Annotated in this window: 17 protein-coding genes and 2 tRNA genes; 10 read left to right on the top strand and 9 right to left on the bottom strand. The window is 41.7% G+C overall.

The window, feature by feature from the left end:
• The first annotated feature begins 105 nt into the window (after positions 1-105).
• The 9 genes from MTF66_RS37835 (at position 106) to nth (ending at position 9,354) form a co-directional block, all read left to right on the top strand.
• Positions 106-182: transfer RNA gene (locus tag MTF66_RS37835), tRNA-Asn, on the top strand.
• Positions 183-363: 181 nt separating this feature from the next.
• Positions 364-2,307 carry an EAL domain-containing protein gene (locus MTF66_RS37830; protein WP_063530132.1) on the top strand — a complete coding sequence of 648 codons (1,944 nt, stop codon included), beginning with the start codon at positions 364-366 and terminating at the stop codon, positions 2,305-2,307.
• A 175-nt stretch (positions 2,308-2,482) separates the two neighbouring features.
• The gene (gene rsxA, locus MTF66_RS37825; RefSeq protein WP_054553689.1) at positions 2,483-3,064 is read left to right on the top strand and encodes an electron transport complex subunit RsxA; all 582 of its coding nucleotides are present in this window, start codon (positions 2,483-2,485) and stop codon (positions 3,062-3,064) included.
• A 1-nt stretch (position 3,065) separates the two neighbouring features.
• The gene (gene rsxB / locus MTF66_RS37820; protein ID WP_054563643.1) at positions 3,066-3,620 is read left to right on the top strand and encodes an electron transport complex subunit RsxB; all 555 of its coding nucleotides are present in this window, start codon (positions 3,066-3,068) and stop codon (positions 3,618-3,620) included.
• An 8-nt stretch (positions 3,621-3,628) separates the two neighbouring features.
• Positions 3,629-6,298, top strand: coding sequence for an electron transport complex subunit RsxC (rsxC, locus tag MTF66_RS37815; RefSeq protein WP_248530298.1), 2,670 nt, complete (start codon positions 3,629-3,631; stop codon positions 6,296-6,298).
• Complete coding sequence (gene rsxD / locus MTF66_RS37810; protein WP_119853325.1) at positions 6,295-7,350, top strand: electron transport complex subunit RsxD; 1,056 nt, start codon at positions 6,295-6,297, stop codon at positions 7,348-7,350. The genes rsxC and rsxD overlap by 4 nt, the downstream gene beginning before the upstream one ends.
• Positions 7,350-7,985, top strand: a complete 636-nt coding sequence (gene rsxG / locus MTF66_RS37805; protein ID WP_248530297.1) for an electron transport complex subunit RsxG — start codon at positions 7,350-7,352, stop codon at positions 7,983-7,985. The genes rsxD and rsxG overlap by 1 nt, the downstream gene beginning before the upstream one ends.
• Positions 7,985-8,683, top strand: coding sequence for an electron transport complex subunit E (locus MTF66_RS37800; RefSeq protein ID WP_248530296.1), 699 nt, complete (start codon positions 7,985-7,987; stop codon positions 8,681-8,683). Before rsxG ends, MTF66_RS37800 begins: the two co-directional genes overlap by 1 nt.
• A 38-nt stretch (positions 8,684-8,721) precedes the next feature.
• Complete coding sequence (gene nth / locus MTF66_RS37795) at positions 8,722-9,354, top strand: endonuclease III (protein WP_054553695.1); 633 nt, start codon at positions 8,722-8,724, stop codon at positions 9,352-9,354.
• 23 nt (positions 9,355-9,377) lie between these two features.
• Here the strand turns inward: nth and MTF66_RS38685 are convergent, their stop codons facing one another.
• The 3 genes from MTF66_RS38685 to MTF66_RS37785 form a co-directional block, all read right to left on the bottom strand.
• Positions 9,378-9,674: a type II toxin-antitoxin system RelE/ParE family toxin gene (locus tag MTF66_RS38685; RefSeq protein WP_138602595.1), complete on the bottom strand. Its 297-nt coding sequence runs from the start codon at positions 9,672-9,674 to the stop codon at positions 9,378-9,380.
• A gap of 5 nt (positions 9,675-9,679) precedes the next feature.
• Positions 9,680-9,904, bottom strand: a complete 225-nt coding sequence (locus tag MTF66_RS37790; RefSeq protein WP_199526221.1) for a type II toxin-antitoxin system ParD family antitoxin — start codon at positions 9,902-9,904, stop codon at positions 9,680-9,682.
• 196 nt (positions 9,905-10,100) lie between these two features.
• Positions 10,101-11,639, bottom strand: a complete 1,539-nt coding sequence (locus MTF66_RS37785) for a S10 family peptidase (protein ID WP_248530295.1) — start codon at positions 11,637-11,639, stop codon at positions 10,101-10,103.
• Between the two features lie 386 nt (positions 11,640-12,025).
• Here MTF66_RS37785 and gloA point away from each other — a divergent pair, with 386 nt between their 5' ends.
• Positions 12,026-12,424 (top strand): lactoylglutathione lyase, encoded by a 399-nt coding sequence (gene gloA / locus MTF66_RS37780; protein WP_054553771.1) that lies wholly within the window; start codon positions 12,026-12,028, stop codon positions 12,422-12,424.
• A gap of 10 nt (positions 12,425-12,434) precedes the next feature.
• Here the strand turns inward: gloA and MTF66_RS37775 are convergent, their stop codons facing one another.
• The 6 genes from MTF66_RS37775 to MTF66_RS37750 form a co-directional block, all read right to left on the bottom strand.
• On the bottom strand, positions 12,435-14,672 hold the full coding sequence (locus tag MTF66_RS37775; RefSeq protein WP_248530294.1) for an ATP-binding protein: 2,238 nt from the start codon (positions 14,670-14,672) through the stop codon (positions 12,435-12,437).
• On the bottom strand, positions 14,669-15,832 hold the full coding sequence (locus MTF66_RS37770) for an extracellular solute-binding protein (protein WP_248530293.1): 1,164 nt from the start codon (positions 15,830-15,832) through the stop codon (positions 14,669-14,671). The genes MTF66_RS37775 and MTF66_RS37770 overlap by 4 nt, the downstream gene beginning before the upstream one ends.
• Before the next feature lie 68 nt (positions 15,833-15,900).
• Positions 15,901-17,046 (bottom strand): ABC transporter permease, encoded by a 1,146-nt coding sequence (locus tag MTF66_RS37765; RefSeq protein ID WP_248530299.1) that lies wholly within the window; start codon positions 17,044-17,046, stop codon positions 15,901-15,903.
• A 5-nt stretch (positions 17,047-17,051) separates the two neighbouring features.
• Positions 17,052-17,978 carry an ABC transporter ATP-binding protein gene (locus MTF66_RS37760; RefSeq protein WP_248530292.1) on the bottom strand — a complete coding sequence of 309 codons (927 nt, stop codon included), beginning with the start codon at positions 17,976-17,978 and terminating at the stop codon, positions 17,052-17,054.
• Positions 17,975-18,922 (bottom strand): HlyD family secretion protein, encoded by a 948-nt coding sequence (locus MTF66_RS37755; protein WP_248530291.1) that lies wholly within the window; start codon positions 18,920-18,922, stop codon positions 17,975-17,977. The genes MTF66_RS37760 and MTF66_RS37755 overlap by 4 nt, the downstream gene beginning before the upstream one ends.
• Before the next feature lie 216 nt (positions 18,923-19,138).
• Positions 19,139-19,214 (bottom strand) — tRNA-Glu (locus tag MTF66_RS37750).

The following is a 19,214-nucleotide window of genomic DNA, read 5'->3' as shown; positions in this document are numbered from 1 at the left end:
CCCCCTTAGCTCAGTTGGTTAGAGCGACGGACTGTTAATCCGCAGGTCCCCCGTTCGAGTCGGGGAGGGGGAGCCAAATCATAGCACCACACTACTCTATTTAGTTCCCCCTTAGCTCAGTTGGTTAGAGCGACGGACTGTTAATCCGCAGGTCCCCCGTTCGAGTCGGGGAGGGGGAGCCAACTCCACGAATCTATTAAAATTTTATCTACTACTATTCGTCGATTGTATTAGACTTTAAAGCACTTATAATCTAACCTAATTTAAGTTTATTCTATATTATGCTTTAGAATACAACGACTATACTTAAAGCAATCAATCAAGGAATTGATTCCTTCCTTTAGGCTTTTAAAAGATAAGAACATGGCTGGCTTTAAAAAACTTATTTTCATACAACTTATATCTTGGTTGCTGTTTGCATTATTAGGTGGGTACTTTATTGCGCTTAGCTTTGATAGCGCAGTCAGTGATGCACAGCAAAAAGCGCAGCGTGTAGTAAACGCATATATAAATACACAAACCATTGAGCAACTTGCACCAGAGAAAATACAAAAAGCATTTGCCGATGGCAGTACTTTTTCTAAACTTGTGATCCGTGATCAATCAGGTCAAGTGGTTAGCATGGTAGAATCTAGCCAATCCCTACCCTTGTTTGCTGAAATAGTTAATAATAGTTTTAATTCTATTCGCCCTCAGTTCGCCGTTAATCAAACATCTGACATTAAAGTAGAGTTTACGATTAATGCACACAACCTAGCTAGCCTATTACAACAGTCTTTATTTATTGTCGTTTTGATTTCAGGCCTAATTGCCCTACTTCCTATTATTTATATGAAGAGCATGTTCCGCCGCCTAAATCGCAAAATTAGTACGACCATTTCAGATATTGTTGATATTTATATCAACCAAAATCAGGTTAACGGTGACCTTGAGCAAGCGATGGATACCACCCGCTTAAAGAAGCTAAGCAAAGATTTAATTCCATCGTTCAATCGCCTATCGCATTTCTTACAGACCAAGCATGATGACATTCAAAATAATGCGCTAAATATTAAAAAAGAAGCGTATAAAGATGTAGTTACAAACCTTGGCAATCGAAATATGTTTGTTGAGTACTACGAAAAGAATATTGAGAACGCAGAAAAGAGCACGTTTGGTTCGCTTGCCATGGTTCGTTGTAGCGAATTGCAAACCATCAACCAAACCCGTGGTTACCAAAAAGGTGATGAATACGTAAAAGGTGTGGCCGATATTATTAAACATATTAGCGGCACCTATACAGGCAGTCAGGTTTTTCGTTTAAACAGCTCTGACTTTGCAGTGGTATTGCCTAATACCCCTCTTAAAGAAGCTGAACGCTTTGGCGATAACTTACAATCGCGTTTTACTCAGTATCAGCAAAACCAAGAATTAAGTTCAGTTGCTAACACAGGTATTGTTGGCTACGAAAAAGGTAAGCCGCTTGGTGAGTTATTATCGATTGTTGATAATGCTATGAGTATGGCGCAATCAAAACAAGCGAATGCATGGCATGTGCAGCGCGAAACAGACTTAGTTAATAACGCCAGCGCAGGTTTTGGTAACCAAAACTGGCGTAAAGTTATTAGCGAAGTGATTGAGTCGAAACGTGTTCACTTGGTTATGCAGAACATTATGCCAATAGGTAAAAGTGTTAAAGCCTATGCAGAGATTCAAGTTCGTTTTAAAACCGCAGAAAATCAAATGCTGCCAACAGCCTCTTTCCTTGCTATGGCAGAGAAGCTAGAAATGGCAATGGAAATTGACCGCTTAATTATCGATACCACTTTAGAAAAAGTTAAAACGCGTAATTTCTCTGAAAAATTCTTTGGTATTAATGTTACGGCATCAAGCGCTCACAATGATCAGTTTGTGATCTGGTTAGAGCGCCGCTTACTGAAAGACAGTAACATTGCATCAAAACTTATTTTTGAAGTCAGTGAGTTTGGATTACAACAAAACATTAAAGCAAGTAAACGCTTTATCGATATGGTACATCGCGTGGGCGCACGCATTACTGTAGAGCGTTTTGGTGTGGGGTTAACCTCATTTAAATTCTTTAGAGACTTAAAACCTGACTTTATCAAAATGGATGCAAGCTATACTCGCGGCCTCGAAGAAGATAAAAACAATCAATACTTTATGCGTTTAATGGTCGATCTTGCTCACCGTATTGGTGTGAGTGTATTTGCTGAAGGCGTAGAAAGCCAAGAAGAAAAACATATCATCGAAACGCTGTGCTTAGATGGTGTGCAAGGCTATTACATCGAAAAGCCAAAAGATATCTAACCCCTCTTTAAGGCCCAAAAAACCTTACTATTTTTGGGCCTATTCCATCTATTAACTTTGCTTTAACACTTTAATCGTAAACAGCTTTGTTAATTTTAGCTATTCGTCCCTCATGTGTTGTGTCGGCCCCCATAAAAAAGGATAATAGAGCCGTTTTTATTCTCGTGAGGCACGCATGACAGAGTATGTCTTGTTATTGATTGGCACTGTGCTAGTCAACAACTTCGTTTTAGTTCAATTCTTAGGTTTATGCCCGTTTATGGGTGTATCGGGTAAGTTAGATACCGCGATTGGTATGTCTTTAGCCACAACCTTTGTACTTACACTTGCCTCCGTGACTAGTTATCTGGTGAATCATTATATTTTGATCCCGCTGGATATCGAATTTTTGCGTACCATGAGTTTTATTTTGGTTATCGCTGTTGTCGTGCAATTTACCGAAATGGTGGTGAGAAAAACCAGCCCGACACTTTATCGCTTATTAGGGATTTTCTTACCGCTTATCACCACTAACTGTGCTGTATTAGGTGTTGCCCTACTTAATATCAAAGAAGACCATTCATTCTTACAATCGGCTGTGTACGGCTTTGGTGCCGCAGTGGGCTTCTCTATGGTGTTAATACTGTTTGCCGCATTACGTGAGCGTTTAGCTGCGGCTGATGTCCCTGCTCCTTTTAAAGGTGCTTCAATTGCGATGATCACCGCAGGCCTTATGTCGATGGCCTTTATGGGTTTTACAGGATTAGTGAAGTTTTAATATGACCTTGTTTTATGCTTTGATAGCGTTAGGTTCATTAGCGCTAATATTTGGTTTAATTTTAGGTTTTGCCGCCGTGCGTTTTCGCGTTGAGAGCAACCCTATTGTTGACCAAATTGATACCATTTTACCGCAAACACAGTGTGGCCAATGTGGCTACCCTGGCTGTCGTCCCTATGCAGAAGCAATTGCCAATGGTGACGAAATAAATAAGTGCCCGCCAGGCGGCGAAGCCACGGTAAAAAAACTCGCTGATTTAATGGGTGTAGAAGCAAAACCGCTGGCAGGCGGTGAGCAAGCAGATCCTGTTAAAACCGTTGCCTATATTCGTGAAGATGAATGTATTGGCTGTACCAAATGTATTCAAGCCTGCCCTGTTGATGCCATCGTTGGCGCAACCCGCCAAATGCACACTGTATTAATTGATGAATGTACCGGTTGTGACTTATGTGTTGAACCATGCCCTGTAGACTGTATTGATATGCTGCCTGTAAAAGAAACCAAACAAACCTGGAAATGGCAATTAAACGCAATCCCTGTGACTCAGGTAGATTAGGAGCACAGATGGAAAAGTTAATAGATCAAATTAAACAAGGCAAAGTGTGGTCTATACCTGGGGGCATTCACCCACCGGGTCAAAAACTGCAATCAACAACACAAGCCATTGCAAGACTGCCACTACCAGACAAGCTCGTTGTATCTCTAAAACAACATATTGGTGCTAACGGTAAACTTATTGTTGAAAAAGGCCAGCAGGTTCTAAAAGGCCAAGCATTAACTAAACCAAGCGGCAATTGGTCAGTGCCTGTGCACGCGCCAACATCTGGGTTGATCAGCGATATTTGCCCAATGCCCTCTGCTCACCCGTCAGCGTTGCCTGAGCTTAGCGTTATTATTGAACCTGATGGTGAAGATAACTGGTGCGAACTTAACCCTGTAACTGATGCCAAAGCACTTTCCCATGACGAGCTTGTAGATATTATTCATCAAAGCGGTATTGCAGGTATGGGCGGCGCAGGTTTCCCAACCTATGTAAAAGCAGATACCCGTAAAGCCATCGAGTTTTTAATTGTTAATGCCGTTGAGTGTGAACCTTATATCACCGCTGATGATATGCTAATGCGCGAACATGCCGATGGCATAATTGCCGGTATTGAATTAATGCAGCAGCTGTTAAGTCCACAGCTGACAATTATTGGTATTGAAGATAATAAGCCCGATGCTATTGCTGCCATGAAACAAGCAGCACAACATAACGACAGCATCATAGTGCAAACAGTGCCAACGGTTTACCCTTCTGGCGGTGAAAAACAGCTAATTAAACTGCTAACGGGCAAAGAAGTCCCAAGTGGTAGTATTCCTGCTGATATTGGTATGTTGGTGCAAAATGTCGGTACTTTGTTTGCGGTAAATCAAGCCGTACATGAAGGTAAACCTCTTATAGAGCGTGTAGTAACGGTAACCGGTAACACCATTCATAAACAAGGTAATGTGTGGGCTTTACTAGGCACTGAAATTAAACATTTATTAGACTGCCAAGGCTTTTCTCCGGTTCCACAGCAACGTGTGGTTATGGGCGGTCCAATGATGGGCTTTACTCTGCCAACAGTTCGCATTGGTGTCGTTAAAACGACGAACTGTATTTTAGCGCCAGATCACCAAGAACTTGCTGAGCCGGGTGATGAAAAAGCCTGTATTCGTTGTAGTGCCTGTGCTGACGCCTGCCCTGCTTCATTGTTACCTCAGCAATTACAATGGTTTGCTAAGTCTAAAGAATACGACAAACTCAACGAGCACAATTTATTCGATTGCATTGAATGTGGCGCCTGTGCTTATGTTTGCCCAAGCGAAATCCCCTTGGTGCAGTACTATCGTGTTGCTAAAGCTGAAATCAAAGAGCAGCAAGCAGAGCAAATCAAAGCAGAGCGAGCAAAAGAGCGTTTTGAAGCACGTAAAGAGCGCTTAGAGCGCGAACAAGAAGAGCGTCAAAACCGCCACAAACGTAAGCCGGCTGCTAAGTCAGATGGCGAAAAACAAAAAGTGGCCGATGCACTCGCGCGTGTTAAATCTAAATCTGATGATAAAGACAGTAAGTCAGCTGTCGCTGCAGCTATTGCCCGTGCGAAAGCGAAAAAGCAAGGTGCAGAGATTGAGCCTGATAACTCTGAAGTAGCTAAAGAGCGTGCAGCACGTAAAGAACAAGCACGTAAGTACAAAGAGCAAAAAGCACTAGAGCAAGGTGAAGAAGGCGTCGATAAAGACGATAAAAAGTCTGCTGTTGCTGCCGCTATTGCCCGCGCTAAAGCGAAAAAAGCCGCACAAGCTGCAGAAGAAAACGATTCTGCTGAGACTGACGCTGCGCCAAAAGATGACAAAAAAGCTGCTGTTGCAGCTGCAATCGCTCGAGCCAAAGCGAAAAAAGCGGCGCAAGCTGCTGAACATCAAACTGAAGCTGAAGAAGATAGTGCACCAGTTGATGACAAAAAAGCTGCTGTTGCCGCTGCAATCGCTCGTGCTAAAGCGAAAAAAGCAGCGCAGGCTGCTGAGAATCAAACTGAAGCTGAAGAAGATAGCGCGCCTGTTGATGACAAAAAAGCTGCTGTTGCAGCTGCTATCGCCCGTGCCAAAGCGAAAAAAGCAGCGCAAGCAGCTGAGAATCAAACTGAAGCTGAAGAAGATAGCGCGCAAGTTGATGACAAAAAAGCCGCCGTTGCTGCCGCTATCGCCCGTGCTAAAGCCAAAAAAGCAGCTAAAGAGCAAGCGCAGAGTGACGACTCTTCACAACAAACTAATGATTCAAGTGCTGAGGCAGATGCCCAGCCACAAGCTGACGCTCCTGAATCTAACGAAGATAAGAAAAAAGCCGCCGTTGCTGCCGCTATCGCTCGCGCCAAAGCGAAAAAAGCCGCTAAAGCGCAAGCACAGAGTGACGATTCTTCAGAGCAAATAAATGATTCAAATGATGAGGCTGATGCCAAGCCACAAGCTGACGCTCCTGAATCTAGCGAAGATAAGAAAAAAGCCGCTGTTGCAGCTGCCATAGCTCGAGCCAAAGCGAAAAAGGCCGCTAAAGAGCAAGCGCAGAGTGACGAATCATCAGAACAACTTGATGATTCAAAACCACAGGTTGATGAACCTGAATCTAGCGAAGATAAGAAAAAAGCAGCGGTCGCTCGTGCCATTGCAAGAGCTAAAGCCAAAAAGTTACAACAAGAAGGAAACGATAAGTCATGAAACTAACCATGGCAAGTTCGCCGCATAATCATAGCCATAAATCATTAAGCCGATTAATGATGACAGTGATTGCTGCGTGTATTCCAGGCTTAATCGCGCAAGTTTTCTTTTTTGGTAGCGCTGTGTTAATTCAGCTTGTTCTCGCACTTATTACTGTTAGCGCCTGTGAAGCTGCTGTTTTACTACTTCGTAAACGCAAAGTTTGGCCAACACTTAGTGATGGCAGTGCTTGGTTAACGGGCGTATTACTGGCGTTGAGTATTCCGCCTTTAGCGCCTTGGTGGATCATCGTAATTGGCTGTATGTTTGCAATTGTTATTGTAAAACAGCTCTATGGCGGCCTTGGCTTTAATTTATTTAACCCTGCTATGGCAGCTTATGTATTACTACTTGTATCGTTTCCGGTGCAAATGACCAGTTGGTTACCTGTTAGTGATTTACTTGCATCTCCGATCAGCTTCTCACAACAGCTGTCTGTTATTTTCAATGGTTTTACCAGCGCTGGGTTTAGTGTCGATCAATTACGTGTAGCAATTGATGGCACAACTATGGCAACACCACTTGATACCGTTAAAACAGATGTAGCCCATCACCTAACGGTGGCTGAGAGCATGAGTAAGCCTCTTTTTAATGACTGGTTTGGTCTTGGCTGGGGCTGGGTTAACCTCGGCTTTTTAATCGGGGGTCTTTATTTATTAAAAGCTAAAATCATTAATTGGCATATCCCTGTTAGCTTTTTAGCCTCATTGGCCGTGTGCAGTGGTATTGGTTATATTGCAGCTCCTGGCACAGAGCCAGGCGTGGTATTTCATTTATTCAGTGGTGCGACCATGTTAGGAGCATTCTTTATTGCTACCGATCCAGTTTCTGCATCAACAACGAATAGAGGCCGTTTAATTTACGGTGCGTTAATTGGTCTACTTGTTTACTTAATTCGTACTTTCGGTGGTTACCCTGATGCTGTGGCATTTAGTGTATTGCTGTTAAATATGGCGGTGCCTTTAATTGATTACTACACGCAACCACGTACTTACGGCCATGGGGTGAAATAATGATCCTTTCCTCAATGACTAAAAACGGCGCTATTCTTACAGCATTTGCGCTTATTACCACAGGCACTGTAGCCCTGACTCATAGCCTGACTGCTGAGCGTATTGAAGAGCAAGAAAAGCAACAGCTTGCAGAGCAACTTCAACAAGTACTTGATGCCCATCATTATGACAATCAACTGTACAAAGATTGTGTTGTGATCACCGATGAGCGTTTAGGTCCACGCCCAGAGCAAGTTATTTATCGTGCTTACAAAGACAATAAGCCTTACGCTTTAGTGATGCGCCATGTAACACCAAGTGGTTATAGCGGCGATATCAACTTATTAACGGCGGTTTTTGCCAATGGTGAAATAGCAGGTGTTCGTGTCACTAAGCACGAAGAAACACCGGGCCTTGGCGATAAAGTTGAGGTCAAAAAATCAGACTGGATCACCCTTTTCAAAGGGCAAAATGTACTGAGTGAAGATGATAGCCGCTGGGCTGTTAAAAAAGATGGTGGCCAATTTGATCAGTTTACTGGCGCAACCATTACACCGCGTGCCGTTGTCGGCTCAGTAAAACAAGCTGTGCTGTTTGCCCAAGCTGAATTTGATAACTTGTTTGCTGCGCCAAACATCTGTCAAGGAGCCAAGTAATGAGCCAAATTAAAACTTTATTTAAAGATGGCATGTGGGCCAATAACCCTGCCCTTGTGCAGTTATTAGGCTTGTGCCCGCTACTTGCCGTTACCTCTACGATTACCAATGCATTAGGCCTAGGTTTAGCAACTTTATTGGTTCTGGTTGGTTCTAACGTCACCGTATCGATTGTGCGTAATTGGGTACCTAAAGATATTCGTATTCCTGTTTTTGTGATGATCATCGCAGGCTTTGTAACCATCGTGCAGCTAATGATGAATGCCTATACATTTGGCCTTTATCAATCACTGGGGATTTTTATTCCACTGATTGTTACCAACTGTGCCATTATCGGTCGCGCAGAAGCATTCGCTTCTAAAAATACGGTGCCACTTTCAGCCTTTGACGGCCTGATGATGGGACTTGGCTTTATGTTAGTTTTAGTGGTGCTAGGGGCAATGCGAGAGCTTATTGGTCAAGGTACGCTATTTGATGGCGCCGATTTATTATTAGGGCCATGGGCTGCTGCACTTCGAATTGAAGTATTTAGTTTTGATAACCAATTTTTATTGGCAATTTTACCACCGGGTGCCTTTTTAGGGCTTGGTTTATTGATTGCTGCAAAAAATGTCATTGATACACAAATAAAATCTAAGCAAGTTGTTACTCCTGAAGCAGAAAAAGGCCCGAGAGCCCGAGTGACAAGTTTAACTTAAAGGAGAGCACGCACCGTCACTGCGTGCTTTACGCCACCATGAATAAAGAAAAGCGCTATGAGATCTTATCTCGTTTACGTGAGCAAAACCCGCACCCAGAAACAGAGCTTGAATACTCAAGCCCGTTTGAATTATTAGTTGCGGTTACCTTATCAGCACAGGCAACAGATGTGGGTGTTAATAAAGCAACCCGTAAGCTATTCCCTGTTGCTAACACGCCTCAAGCGATTCTTGATCTAGGCCTTGAAGGCCTTCGCGATTACATAAAGACCATTGGTTTGTTTAATTCTAAAGCCAATAATGTCTATAAAATGTGTGAGATTCTGGTCAATAAACATAACTCAGAAGTACCAGAGAATCGTGAAGCGCTCGAAGCATTACCGGGTGTTGGCAGAAAGACCGCGAATGTAGTTTTAAACTGTGCCTTTGGCTGGCCGACTATTGCTGTTGATACGCATATTTTCCGCGTTTCTAACCGCACTAAGTTTGCTATGGGTAAAGATGTAGTTGCTGTAGAACAAAAATTAGAAAAAGTGGTACCTAAAGAATTTAAAGTCGATGTACACCACTGGTTAATCCTGCATGGCCGCTATGTGTGTACTGCTCGTAAACCTAAATGCGGCAGCTGTATTATCGAAGACTTGTGTGAGTTTAAAGAGAAGACAGAGTAATTAAGTATTATTGCGGACCTGCATTAGCTTGTTAGGTGTAGTTGAACCTTCATTTGTTGATGCAGAATTCTCACAATGAAAATATCGTTGGCTCTTTTTTTAAAAAAGATGTAGTGCTTTCTAAATATATACCGAGAATATCCTGGCTTGATATCGCTAACATCTTGAGCAAGGCTCGGCTCAGTAGACAAAGCCATTAGCGTTTCATGTATTCCAATTAAATAGTTTTCTGCTTGAGAAACACCGAATTCAATTTCGGTGTACTGAAAAATACGCTCCAAGTCATACTGAGCTTTATTAGAGAGAATATATTTAGCCATTCGCTTTAAGTTTTGTTTTTGGATTTGGATATAATATCTAAAACCGTTAACTTACTCTCACCACTTAGCTCACCCTCTACTAATGCCATTCTAATAGCATCTTTTTCACTCTGATTATGGCGGATCAAATCGCGGATATAATCACTTGCATTTGAGAATCGACCTGACTCAACTTGGGCATCAATCCATGAGCGCATTTCATCTGGAATAGAGATATTTAAAGTTGCCATAGTTAATTCCTATATATTTACAGTCTTTGATTATGGCAGATATTGGCAAACATTAGCAACAAATATGGTCGATGTGCACCAATGGTTAACCCTTGAAAGGCGCTATATCTGCAAAGTTCTTAACCTTTTATAGCATACCATAAGCACACTTTGCGCATTGTGCCAAACACAGGGTTTGGCACAATGGACCTAGCCGTTATCGTGGATTTCCTCTCACCTGCTTTTTAATAAATTCTCGCGTATCTCTTAACAGCGCCACTCTTGCTGGTTCGTGAACATACATCATGTGACCGCCGTGATAATAGTGATAGTCAATTTTATCAGCGTATATACCGTGTCTATTTAAGGTGTATTCAGCATCAAAAAATGGCGTGACAATATCGTAATACCCTGAAGCAACCATCACTTTCATTTGTGGATTGCTGCGAAGCACATAAGATAAATCTGGCGCTGTATTGACGTATCTTGGCTCCCAGCCTTGTCCATCAGGAGCAGTGCGCCAGCGCCAGTTATCTGATAAATCAGGATCGCCAGGGTTTAAGTATTTTCTTTTCCACTGTACGTTTAAATCTGTGCGCATGTATTTCATTAGTGCTGCTTTATATGCCGGCCCTATCACTTTTGACGCATCTTGCTTAGGAGCCGCAGTTAAATCGTCTCGTTCATCAAGCTTATAACGTCCATCAAGAAAGCCTACTGCGACGCCCTCATCACGCAATAACTCTTTAGCGAATCTAAAGGCGTTAATGCGTAAATCAACCTGCTCAATATACTGTTTGCTTAGCCCTGTATAACGGTGCAGGCCGTCAACAACTTGTTTTCTGTCAGCTTTACTAAGGGTATTACCCTTAAATAATGCTGGTAGTAATTCATCAACTGCAAATTGTCGGCTCGCATCTATAAATGCTTCAAAATCTCCAGATGTGTCTACTTTTTTATGATACCAAGCAGTTGCAGCAAGTGTGGGTATGTAAGTGATGTAAGAAATGATGTTGTCATCAACATAAGGGCTTGAACCTTGATAGTCTAAAGCCTGTGACACAAAAATAATGCCATTTACATTAATCAGGTGTTTATCCATCAGTACTTTAGAAACCGCTGCTGCTCGAGTTGTCCCATAGCTCTCTCCCAATAAAAATACTGGTGCATTCCAGCGATTTTCTTTTGTTAGCCACTGGGCAATAAAATCAGCGATAGAAGATGCATCTTGATTTAAGCCCCAAAACGCCTTGCTTTCAGTATCACCTAAGGCACGCGAGTAACCTGTGCCAACAGGGTCCACAAATACCATATCAGTCACATCAAGTATCGTCTCAGGTGCATCTTTTAATTCGTAAGGAGCCATTCCTGGATGTGAAGCATCGCTTGGTACAACAACTCGTTTAGGACCATATGCACCCATATGTAACCAATTAGACGATGAGCCTGGGCCACCATTCCAGATAAATGTGACTGGTCTGTTTTTGTTATCGCTTGCAGCTATATAATCAAACGAAAAGATAGCAGCAGTTGGCTCTTCGTTTTTGTTTAATAAATAAGTTTCACCGGCTACAGCTTCGTATTTCATCCTTTTGTCATTAAAAGTACCTTTATGCTGGGTCACAAATTTAGTGGCTTCTGGTATCGGCTTCTTACTGTTGTTTGAATTTGAGACTTCATCTGCATTAACCGCGCTTGTACAAAACGCAAACAATGTAGAGATGACTACAGTTTTGAAATTGGCAACATACGCCATGTTTTATTCTCCCTCGGAGGCTTAGCTTTATCGGGCTTGATAATAGAGCGTTGCTATTTATGTCTTGAATGCTTTGTCAGCCTATTTTTCAAGTTTTATGTTATTCACCTATTACCTTTACAGTAAGAAGATGTAATTTCAACTGTCTGCGACAAAGGTGCTGTAGTACTCTATCCTATTGCAAAATTGCAAGGGCCTGATTATATCTCCAAATCATGAGCTTAATTGTTAATTTAACAGCATAGTGTTTACGGTTTATCTCAATCTTACTGTGCAAGTAATCGAAATAACTTATAATTTTCTTTTAATAATTTTAATACGCAGCCCATACCATGCTGTGCTATTAAAGTTGTGTGAATTTAAAGACAAAAAAGAGGATGCTTAAAATGCGCTTATTACACACAATGCTTCGCGTTGCTGATTTAGATAAATCAATTGAATTTTATACGCAGGTATTAGGTATGAAAGAGCTGCGCCGTGCAGACAACGAAGAGTACCGCTACACCCTTGCTTTTGTCGGTTATGGTGACGAAAAAGATTCGACTGTGCTTGAGCTTACTTATAACTGGGATACTGATAGCTATGATTTGGGTAATGCATACGGCCATATTGCTATCGAGTTTGATGACATTTACAAAGCCTGCGAAGACATTAAAGCAGCTGGCGGTAATGTGAGCCGTGAGCCGGGTCCTGTCAAAGGCGGCACAACTGAAATTGCATTTGTTAAAGACCCAGATGGTTATGCGATTGAGTTAATTCAGAAAAAAGATAACAACACTTTTTGATTCATACCGGCTATTTCAGCGATTGCTGAGATAGCCACTTTGCGAGTGCTTTTTCAAGTTCAGCAAAATTAATTGGCTTTGCGATATGGTCACTGATACCAATTTTTGCACTTTTTTCGATGTCATCTTTCATTGCATTAGCACTGATGGCAATAATCGGCGTACCAAAATCTGGCCTTGCAAGTAAGTTTTCGCTGGCAGTTAATCCATCCATCACCGGCATTTGGATATCCATTAAAATCAATGCGTAATCTTGTGTTAGGGTTTTCTCACAGGCAATTTGTCCATTTTCTGCCAATTCATAATTTAGACCTAATTGAGTTAAATACTTAGTGATAACAATTTGGTTAATCGGGTTGTCTTCAGCAATTAATATTGGCTTGTCGATGGCTTTAAAATCGAACTGAATGTTTTCATCAAATTGGTGTACTTTTGCGCTAGCGTCCTGTGGGTTTAGTGATTTAAAATTAACATTAATAGTAAACTCAGTGCCTTTTCCAAGCTCACTGTCGATAGCAATAGTACCTCCCATCAAATCAATCATTCCTTTACTGATGGCAAGTCCAAGACCGGTCCCTCCATATTCACGAGTGGTGTTACTTTGCGCTTGTACAAAAGGATTAAACAGAGATGTTATTTTATCTTCAGCGATACCTATGCCTGTATCTTTTACCGATAACACGACGGCTGTCTGGTGTTCATCTCGGCTTTGCAGAGTAAGCGAAAGAACGATCTCTCCTTGATTGGTGAACTTAACGGCGTTAGAGAGTAAGTTAATCAGCACTTGTTTAACGCGTATTTCATCACATTCCACGCTCAGCGATTGTAATGAGGAGACCTCAAGCCGGCAGCCAACCCCTTTGGCATCACAGCTCGGTTTAAATAGTAAGATAAGGTCATGGCAAAGCGCGACTAAATCACATTGTCGTGACTCGAGCTCTATTTTATTGGCCTCTATTTTTGAAAAATCAAGAATATCGTTAATCACGGTCAATAACACATCACTACAGTTATTTATTTGCCTTACAAACTCTGCTTGCTCTTGTGTTAGCGTGCTTTTATTAAGTAGCTGTAAAAAGCCCACAATACCATTCATCGGTGTTCGTATTTCATGGCTCATATTGGCTAAGAACTGGCTTTTAACTTGCTCAGAGCGCTCAGCGCGAAGTTTTTCTAATTGCAATGAAGTAATTTGTATATCAATGGTATCGGCCATGCTGCTGAGCGAATCAGCAATATCTTTAAACTCTTGATAATGAAAATCGTCTGTATCTTGTTTGTAATTACCTAACGCGTATTCACGACTAAGAGCAGTAATGCGATTTAGCGGGTTATGGAGCCGTGCAGTCAGCCAGCGCACTAATATAAATGAAAAAATAGAAAGTCCTACAATTAGCAACCCTGCTAATATGGCCGTTTGCTTTACAGCGCCGGTGTATGTGGTTTTTGCTTCATTAATTTGGAACTGTAAACGGGTTGGCTTACCTTGAAAATAAACAGTACTGATTGAGGCCTGCCCCATTAATTTGCCGTGATCGCCAGCATCGCCCACGCTATATAAAATGTTATCTTGTGCAGTAATTTGTACCTGCTTACCCGCTTGATAAACCGGTTGTTCATTATGAATTGCAAGCCACTTTAACGCCTCTGATAAAGGCACAAAAGACACTAACACGCCCGTTTTGATTATTGGCTCACTAAGAGAATCTTGCTCATGTAACAACTTAGATGTAATTGCCAGTAAGGCATTTTGTTTTGCCTCTGCAGGCGCAAATAATTCACTAACTTGGGGGTTATCGATAATTTGAACTGTGTTTTGCTGTGTTGATGCCTTGGCGCTTTCGAGAATACTTTTTGTGAGTTTATAGTTCAAATTTAAAGAGGTAATAGGGTACCCCTCAACTATAAACCCTTGATTATCAATTACAATCGATGCTTTTATCTGTGGATTCTGGGCAACAAACTCCTGCAGTTGTACAAGCGCGAACTGTGAGTACACCACTTTATTGGGCAACTCAGTTATCGCTTTAGTGCTACTCAGCAATTGGCTGTTTTTCTCAAGCTTAAATAATAGTTGTTCAAGACTGGCCGCATTATTTCTAGCTTGCCATTGCAAACTCGTATTTGCTTGGTCAATTGAGCTTAAATAGAATCGCCCTATCATCAAACCTGCAAGGATCAGTAGGGGAATAATGACCAGTAGTAATACACTGATAAATAAGGCGCGACTAAAGCGTGGACTACTCATTCATCCCCTTCATTGGCAATCGAACGCTCTGCCAACCCTTGCATAAAAAGCCCCGCTTGCTCAGCAGTTAAAGCACCGCTACCATAGCGAATAAAGCCTTTATTTAATACCTCCCACACGATGATCATAGATGCGGTAGAAGGCATAGGTTTTGTGAATTGTATGGCATCAATTAAGGTTGATAACTCAGTGCCTTGTTGTGCTTTAAGGTTATTTAAAACCTCAGTGTTAACTGGGATATCTTGAAGCTTTTGCCAAACCAGTGTTTGGAATTTTTCTGCTTGAACCAATTTAGCAAATTTGATCAAGCTTTCTTTATTAACGCCATTTAAAGCATGGTTTGGAAATGCCAGTACAAAGGTAGAGTAATAAGGCTGCATATACTCACCATTGAGTTTCGGTAATTGTTGTATTCCTAAATTATTACCCAATGCCTCTTCATACGTTTTTAATGCCCATGCACCATCAATGGTGAAAGCGGCTTGCTGCGCTTTAAATGCATTATTTGAGCAAGTGTAATCGCACTGCCTATCAACCAGGTTTTGTTTATTTAAACCCCAAACAAATTTGAGAGCCGATTGCATTGCTGGTGTATTTAGCTGAACTTGATTATCTACAATTAGGTCGCCATTAAAAGCCGATAAGAACGGTATAAACCAATACATTTCCATAAAACTCCATGTAACGAGTTTCACTTTTTCAGGCAATGATGGTTGAATTTGGTATATATCCTGCCAATTTTCTATTGGCTCTTTAACAAACTGCTTATTATAAAAAAGTAACAAGTGATTCCCTTGAATGATGGGTATACCTAAAAGCTTATTGTTTAACTTTGCAGTTTCTAAGGTTCGCTTGTCTGTGGTATGAGCTATGAGTGAGTCTGGAATGGTGCTGTAGTTGGCATATTTATCAAGACCTAAGTGATCAGCGGGTACAATAATTACGTCTGTTGAGGTGCTGGTACTAGTATTTTGTACCAACCTTACCTTTAGCGCCTTTTGGTCAACCAATACAGAGTTAACTGTTAAACCGCTTTGCTCTGCAAACTCACTAAGCAATTGGTTAAAATGTTCATGCTTCATGGTATGGGCTAGGTTTATCGTTGCTGCATAGCCATCAAACGTAACTAATAGCATCGCCAGCCAAAATACTCGCCACACGCTAATGTCTACTCAAAATGAATTAAAATTACTTTTTAGTTAAGCACATATGCCTTAAATTGCCCAGCCTAATCAAGGGTTTTCTTAAATCTAAATGCAGCCACAGCCAAGCCCAAAATAGTAAAGGCTAAAAGCCAAAGTAAGTCACTGCTCATACTTATTAAATTGACATCTTTTAGCACAATTCCGCGTATTAATCTTAGGTAATGCGTTGCGGGTAAACACTCAGCAAGCCATTGCGCTGCTTTTGGCATACCTTCATAGGGAAATACAAAACCTGACAATAAAATAGAAGGTAATAGAATGAAAATTGTCATTTGCATTGCTTGAAGCTGGTTTTTAGCGATTGTTGAAAGTACTAAGCCAAGCACTAAACTGGCACATATAAAAGCAAAGGTTGCGACAACCAACGCGACTAAACCGCCACCAAAAGGAATGTGAAACAAGAGCTTACCCATGCCTAATATAATAAATAACTGAATAAAACCAATAAAGATATAAGGCACCACTTTACCAATCATTAATTCCAGTGAGCTTAACGGTAAGGTAATTAAGAGCTCCATATTTCCTCGCTCTTGCTCTTTAACAATGGCAGCAGAGGTAAACATAATCATCGTCATGGTTAAAATAACAGCAGCTAAACCTGGCACAATATTCACCGCAGAGCGTTGTTCTGGGTTATAAAATAAGGTCGTTTCAAAGGTTGGGTAAGTTCTATTCGCAGGCTTATCGAGAAGTTCTGTAAGCGGCATATTGCGCAGCGATTTTACACTCGACGCTACCATTGTATCTGAGCCATCAACTAACCAATGCGCAATTGGCCTGACTAACGACTCATTACTGCCATCAGGTAACCCAAAACCCACTGTTGGGTGTTGAGCAAGTCGGTTTGCCACATCGTGGGGTATAAACAGCACTGCTCGCACTTTCGCACTGGCGATTGCTGTTTGTGCCTGCTCTATACTGTCGTAATAATCAGTCACTTTAACCACATTTGTCGCCGATACTGTTTGTACTAAAATGCGACTGAGCGCAGTTTGACTATGATCGACCACTGCAACAGGGATATCTTTGACGTTAGTGTTAATAGCATAACCAAATAGAATCAGTTGGATAAGGGGGATCATCACCACCATCGCAAATGTCATTCTATCGCGGCGTAATTGTAATAATTCTTTGCTTACAATTGCTTTTATTCGGCTTAATGAAGTCATAATACTCATTGTCTGCCCTGCCCTGTGCAGGTGACAAACACGTCTTCAAGGCTTGGGCGCACACTATTTACTTGCCACGTATCCTGACAAAATGATTGCTGCTTTATGAACTCAACGGGGTCTTGAAGATCTTTTTTTACTAATACTCGCAGCTGTGCACCTAATTGAGTGGCTGAGATAACATGGTCGATTGTTGCGAGCTGTTTTTTTAATTCTCTGGTTTGCGCCCCTGCGATTTCTACAACATGAGCGTGCATGTCTGTCATTAATTGCTTTGGAGAGCCATCCGCGCGTTTAATACCTGATTCTAAAATGGCTAAACGATGACAACGCTCTGCTTCATCCATGTAATGAGTGGTGACTAATATCGTGGTACCGGCATTACTTAAGTCAAACAGTGTTTCCCAAAAGTCACGGCGATTTTGTGGATCGACTGCCGATGTAGGTTCATCAAGAAATAAAATTTTCGGTTTATTAATCACAGCAGCAGCCAATGCTAAGCGCTGCCGTTGGCCCCCACTCATACTTCCGGCCATTTGATCAACTCTTTGATCAAGACCATAAGTATGGAGCAATTCGTCAATTCTTTGTTGTTTTTGCTGCTTTTTAAACGGGTAAAGCGCCGCCATGAACTTTAGGTTTTCAAGTACGGTCAAGTCACTATAAAGTGAAAACTTTTGCGTCATATAACCAAGTTGCGTTCTGAGCTTTTCAGCATCTTTTGGCAGACTCAAGCCAAGCACATTGATATCACCAGAGGTTGGCTTCAATAACCCCGTAAGCATACGGATTGCTGTCGTTTTACCACAGCCATTAGGGCCCAAAAAGCCATAAATTTGCCCTTGCTCAACGTCTAGATCAAGGTTATCAATCGCTTTTAAATCGCCAAATTGTTTTACCAAACCTTTGGCATGGATCACCGATTCAGTCATGGCATAATCACTTGAGCAGGTACGCCTGTCGGTAAATTATTTTCACTTACCGGTAGTGTTACCTCAGCAAGATACATTAATCTCGCACGCTCTTCCTGATTAAGGGCATAAAAAGGCGTGAACGCAGGCTCTGAGGCAATCCAGGTCAGTTCACCCTGTATATCTTTATCTATGCCATCGACGCGAACCGTAAGTGTCATGCCCTGATTGAGCTTGGCACGATATGGTTCAGGGATATATACGCGAGCATAAGGTGCGCTGTTTGCTTGAACGATAACGACTGGGCTGCCTTTGGTAACTCGCTCACCTACGTGCCAAGGTAAATTATCGACCCTGCCAGCACGCATCGCTTTAATTGTCAGGTCTGAGAGGTATTTTTGCTGTACTTTTAGTTCTGCTTCTGCCGCCTGAACTTGCGCTTTCGCACTATTAATATCTTCAACGCGAGAACCATTTGTTAACTCATTTAAGTTCTGCTTTGCTGATTCTAAATTAGCGAAAGTCTCATCGCGTGCAGCGGTTGCACTGTCTAAGGTTTCTTGGCTTGCGAGTTTATCTTTAACTAAGGTTTTTGCACGGCGAAAATTAGCTTCGCTTTGCGTATATGCAGCATTGGCTGCTGCTACTTTGGCTGATGCGGCAGCAACTTCTTCGGGGCGAGCACCATTCAAGGTTTTTTCAAGAAATGCAGTGGCTTGAGTTAGTTGAGCTTGTGCTTTAGCAACAATCGCTTGTTGTAGTTCGGCATCAAACTTTGCAATCACCTGCCCTTTTTCGACCAACTGGCCTGCTGAAACGGGTAAATCGATCAGTATTTCGTTAGTCGTTGCAGGATGGATCACACGCTCACGCTCAAGCGTTCCTAGCGCTACTCCCTCATTTGAGTCTGAACAAGCAGTAATGACTAAAGAAATTAGTATGAGTACAACACGTTTAGCTAACATTTTAATTTCCTTATGGTTAGCTGATGAGTTGCTAGATACTATAAAGTATTAAAATGATCTGTAAAAGTGATCTATAGGAATTAAAGTTTTAGAAATATATGGAGTCTATATCGTAAAGATATATGGAGAATAAGGAATATTAAGTTGAAAAATCTTAGTTCTATTTGAAATGATATATAGATAGTCTTTCCAACACATTACTTACTTAAAGTAATGTGGCGTCCCCAAGGGGATTCGAACCCCTGTTACCGCCGTGAAAGGGCGGTGTCCTAGGCCTCTAGACGATGGGGAC

Source organism: Pseudoalteromonas sp. 2CM39R (genome assembly GCF_023161845.1).
Note: the sequence above shows the minus strand (reverse complement) of the source record. Positions and strands in the feature narration are given on the sequence as shown.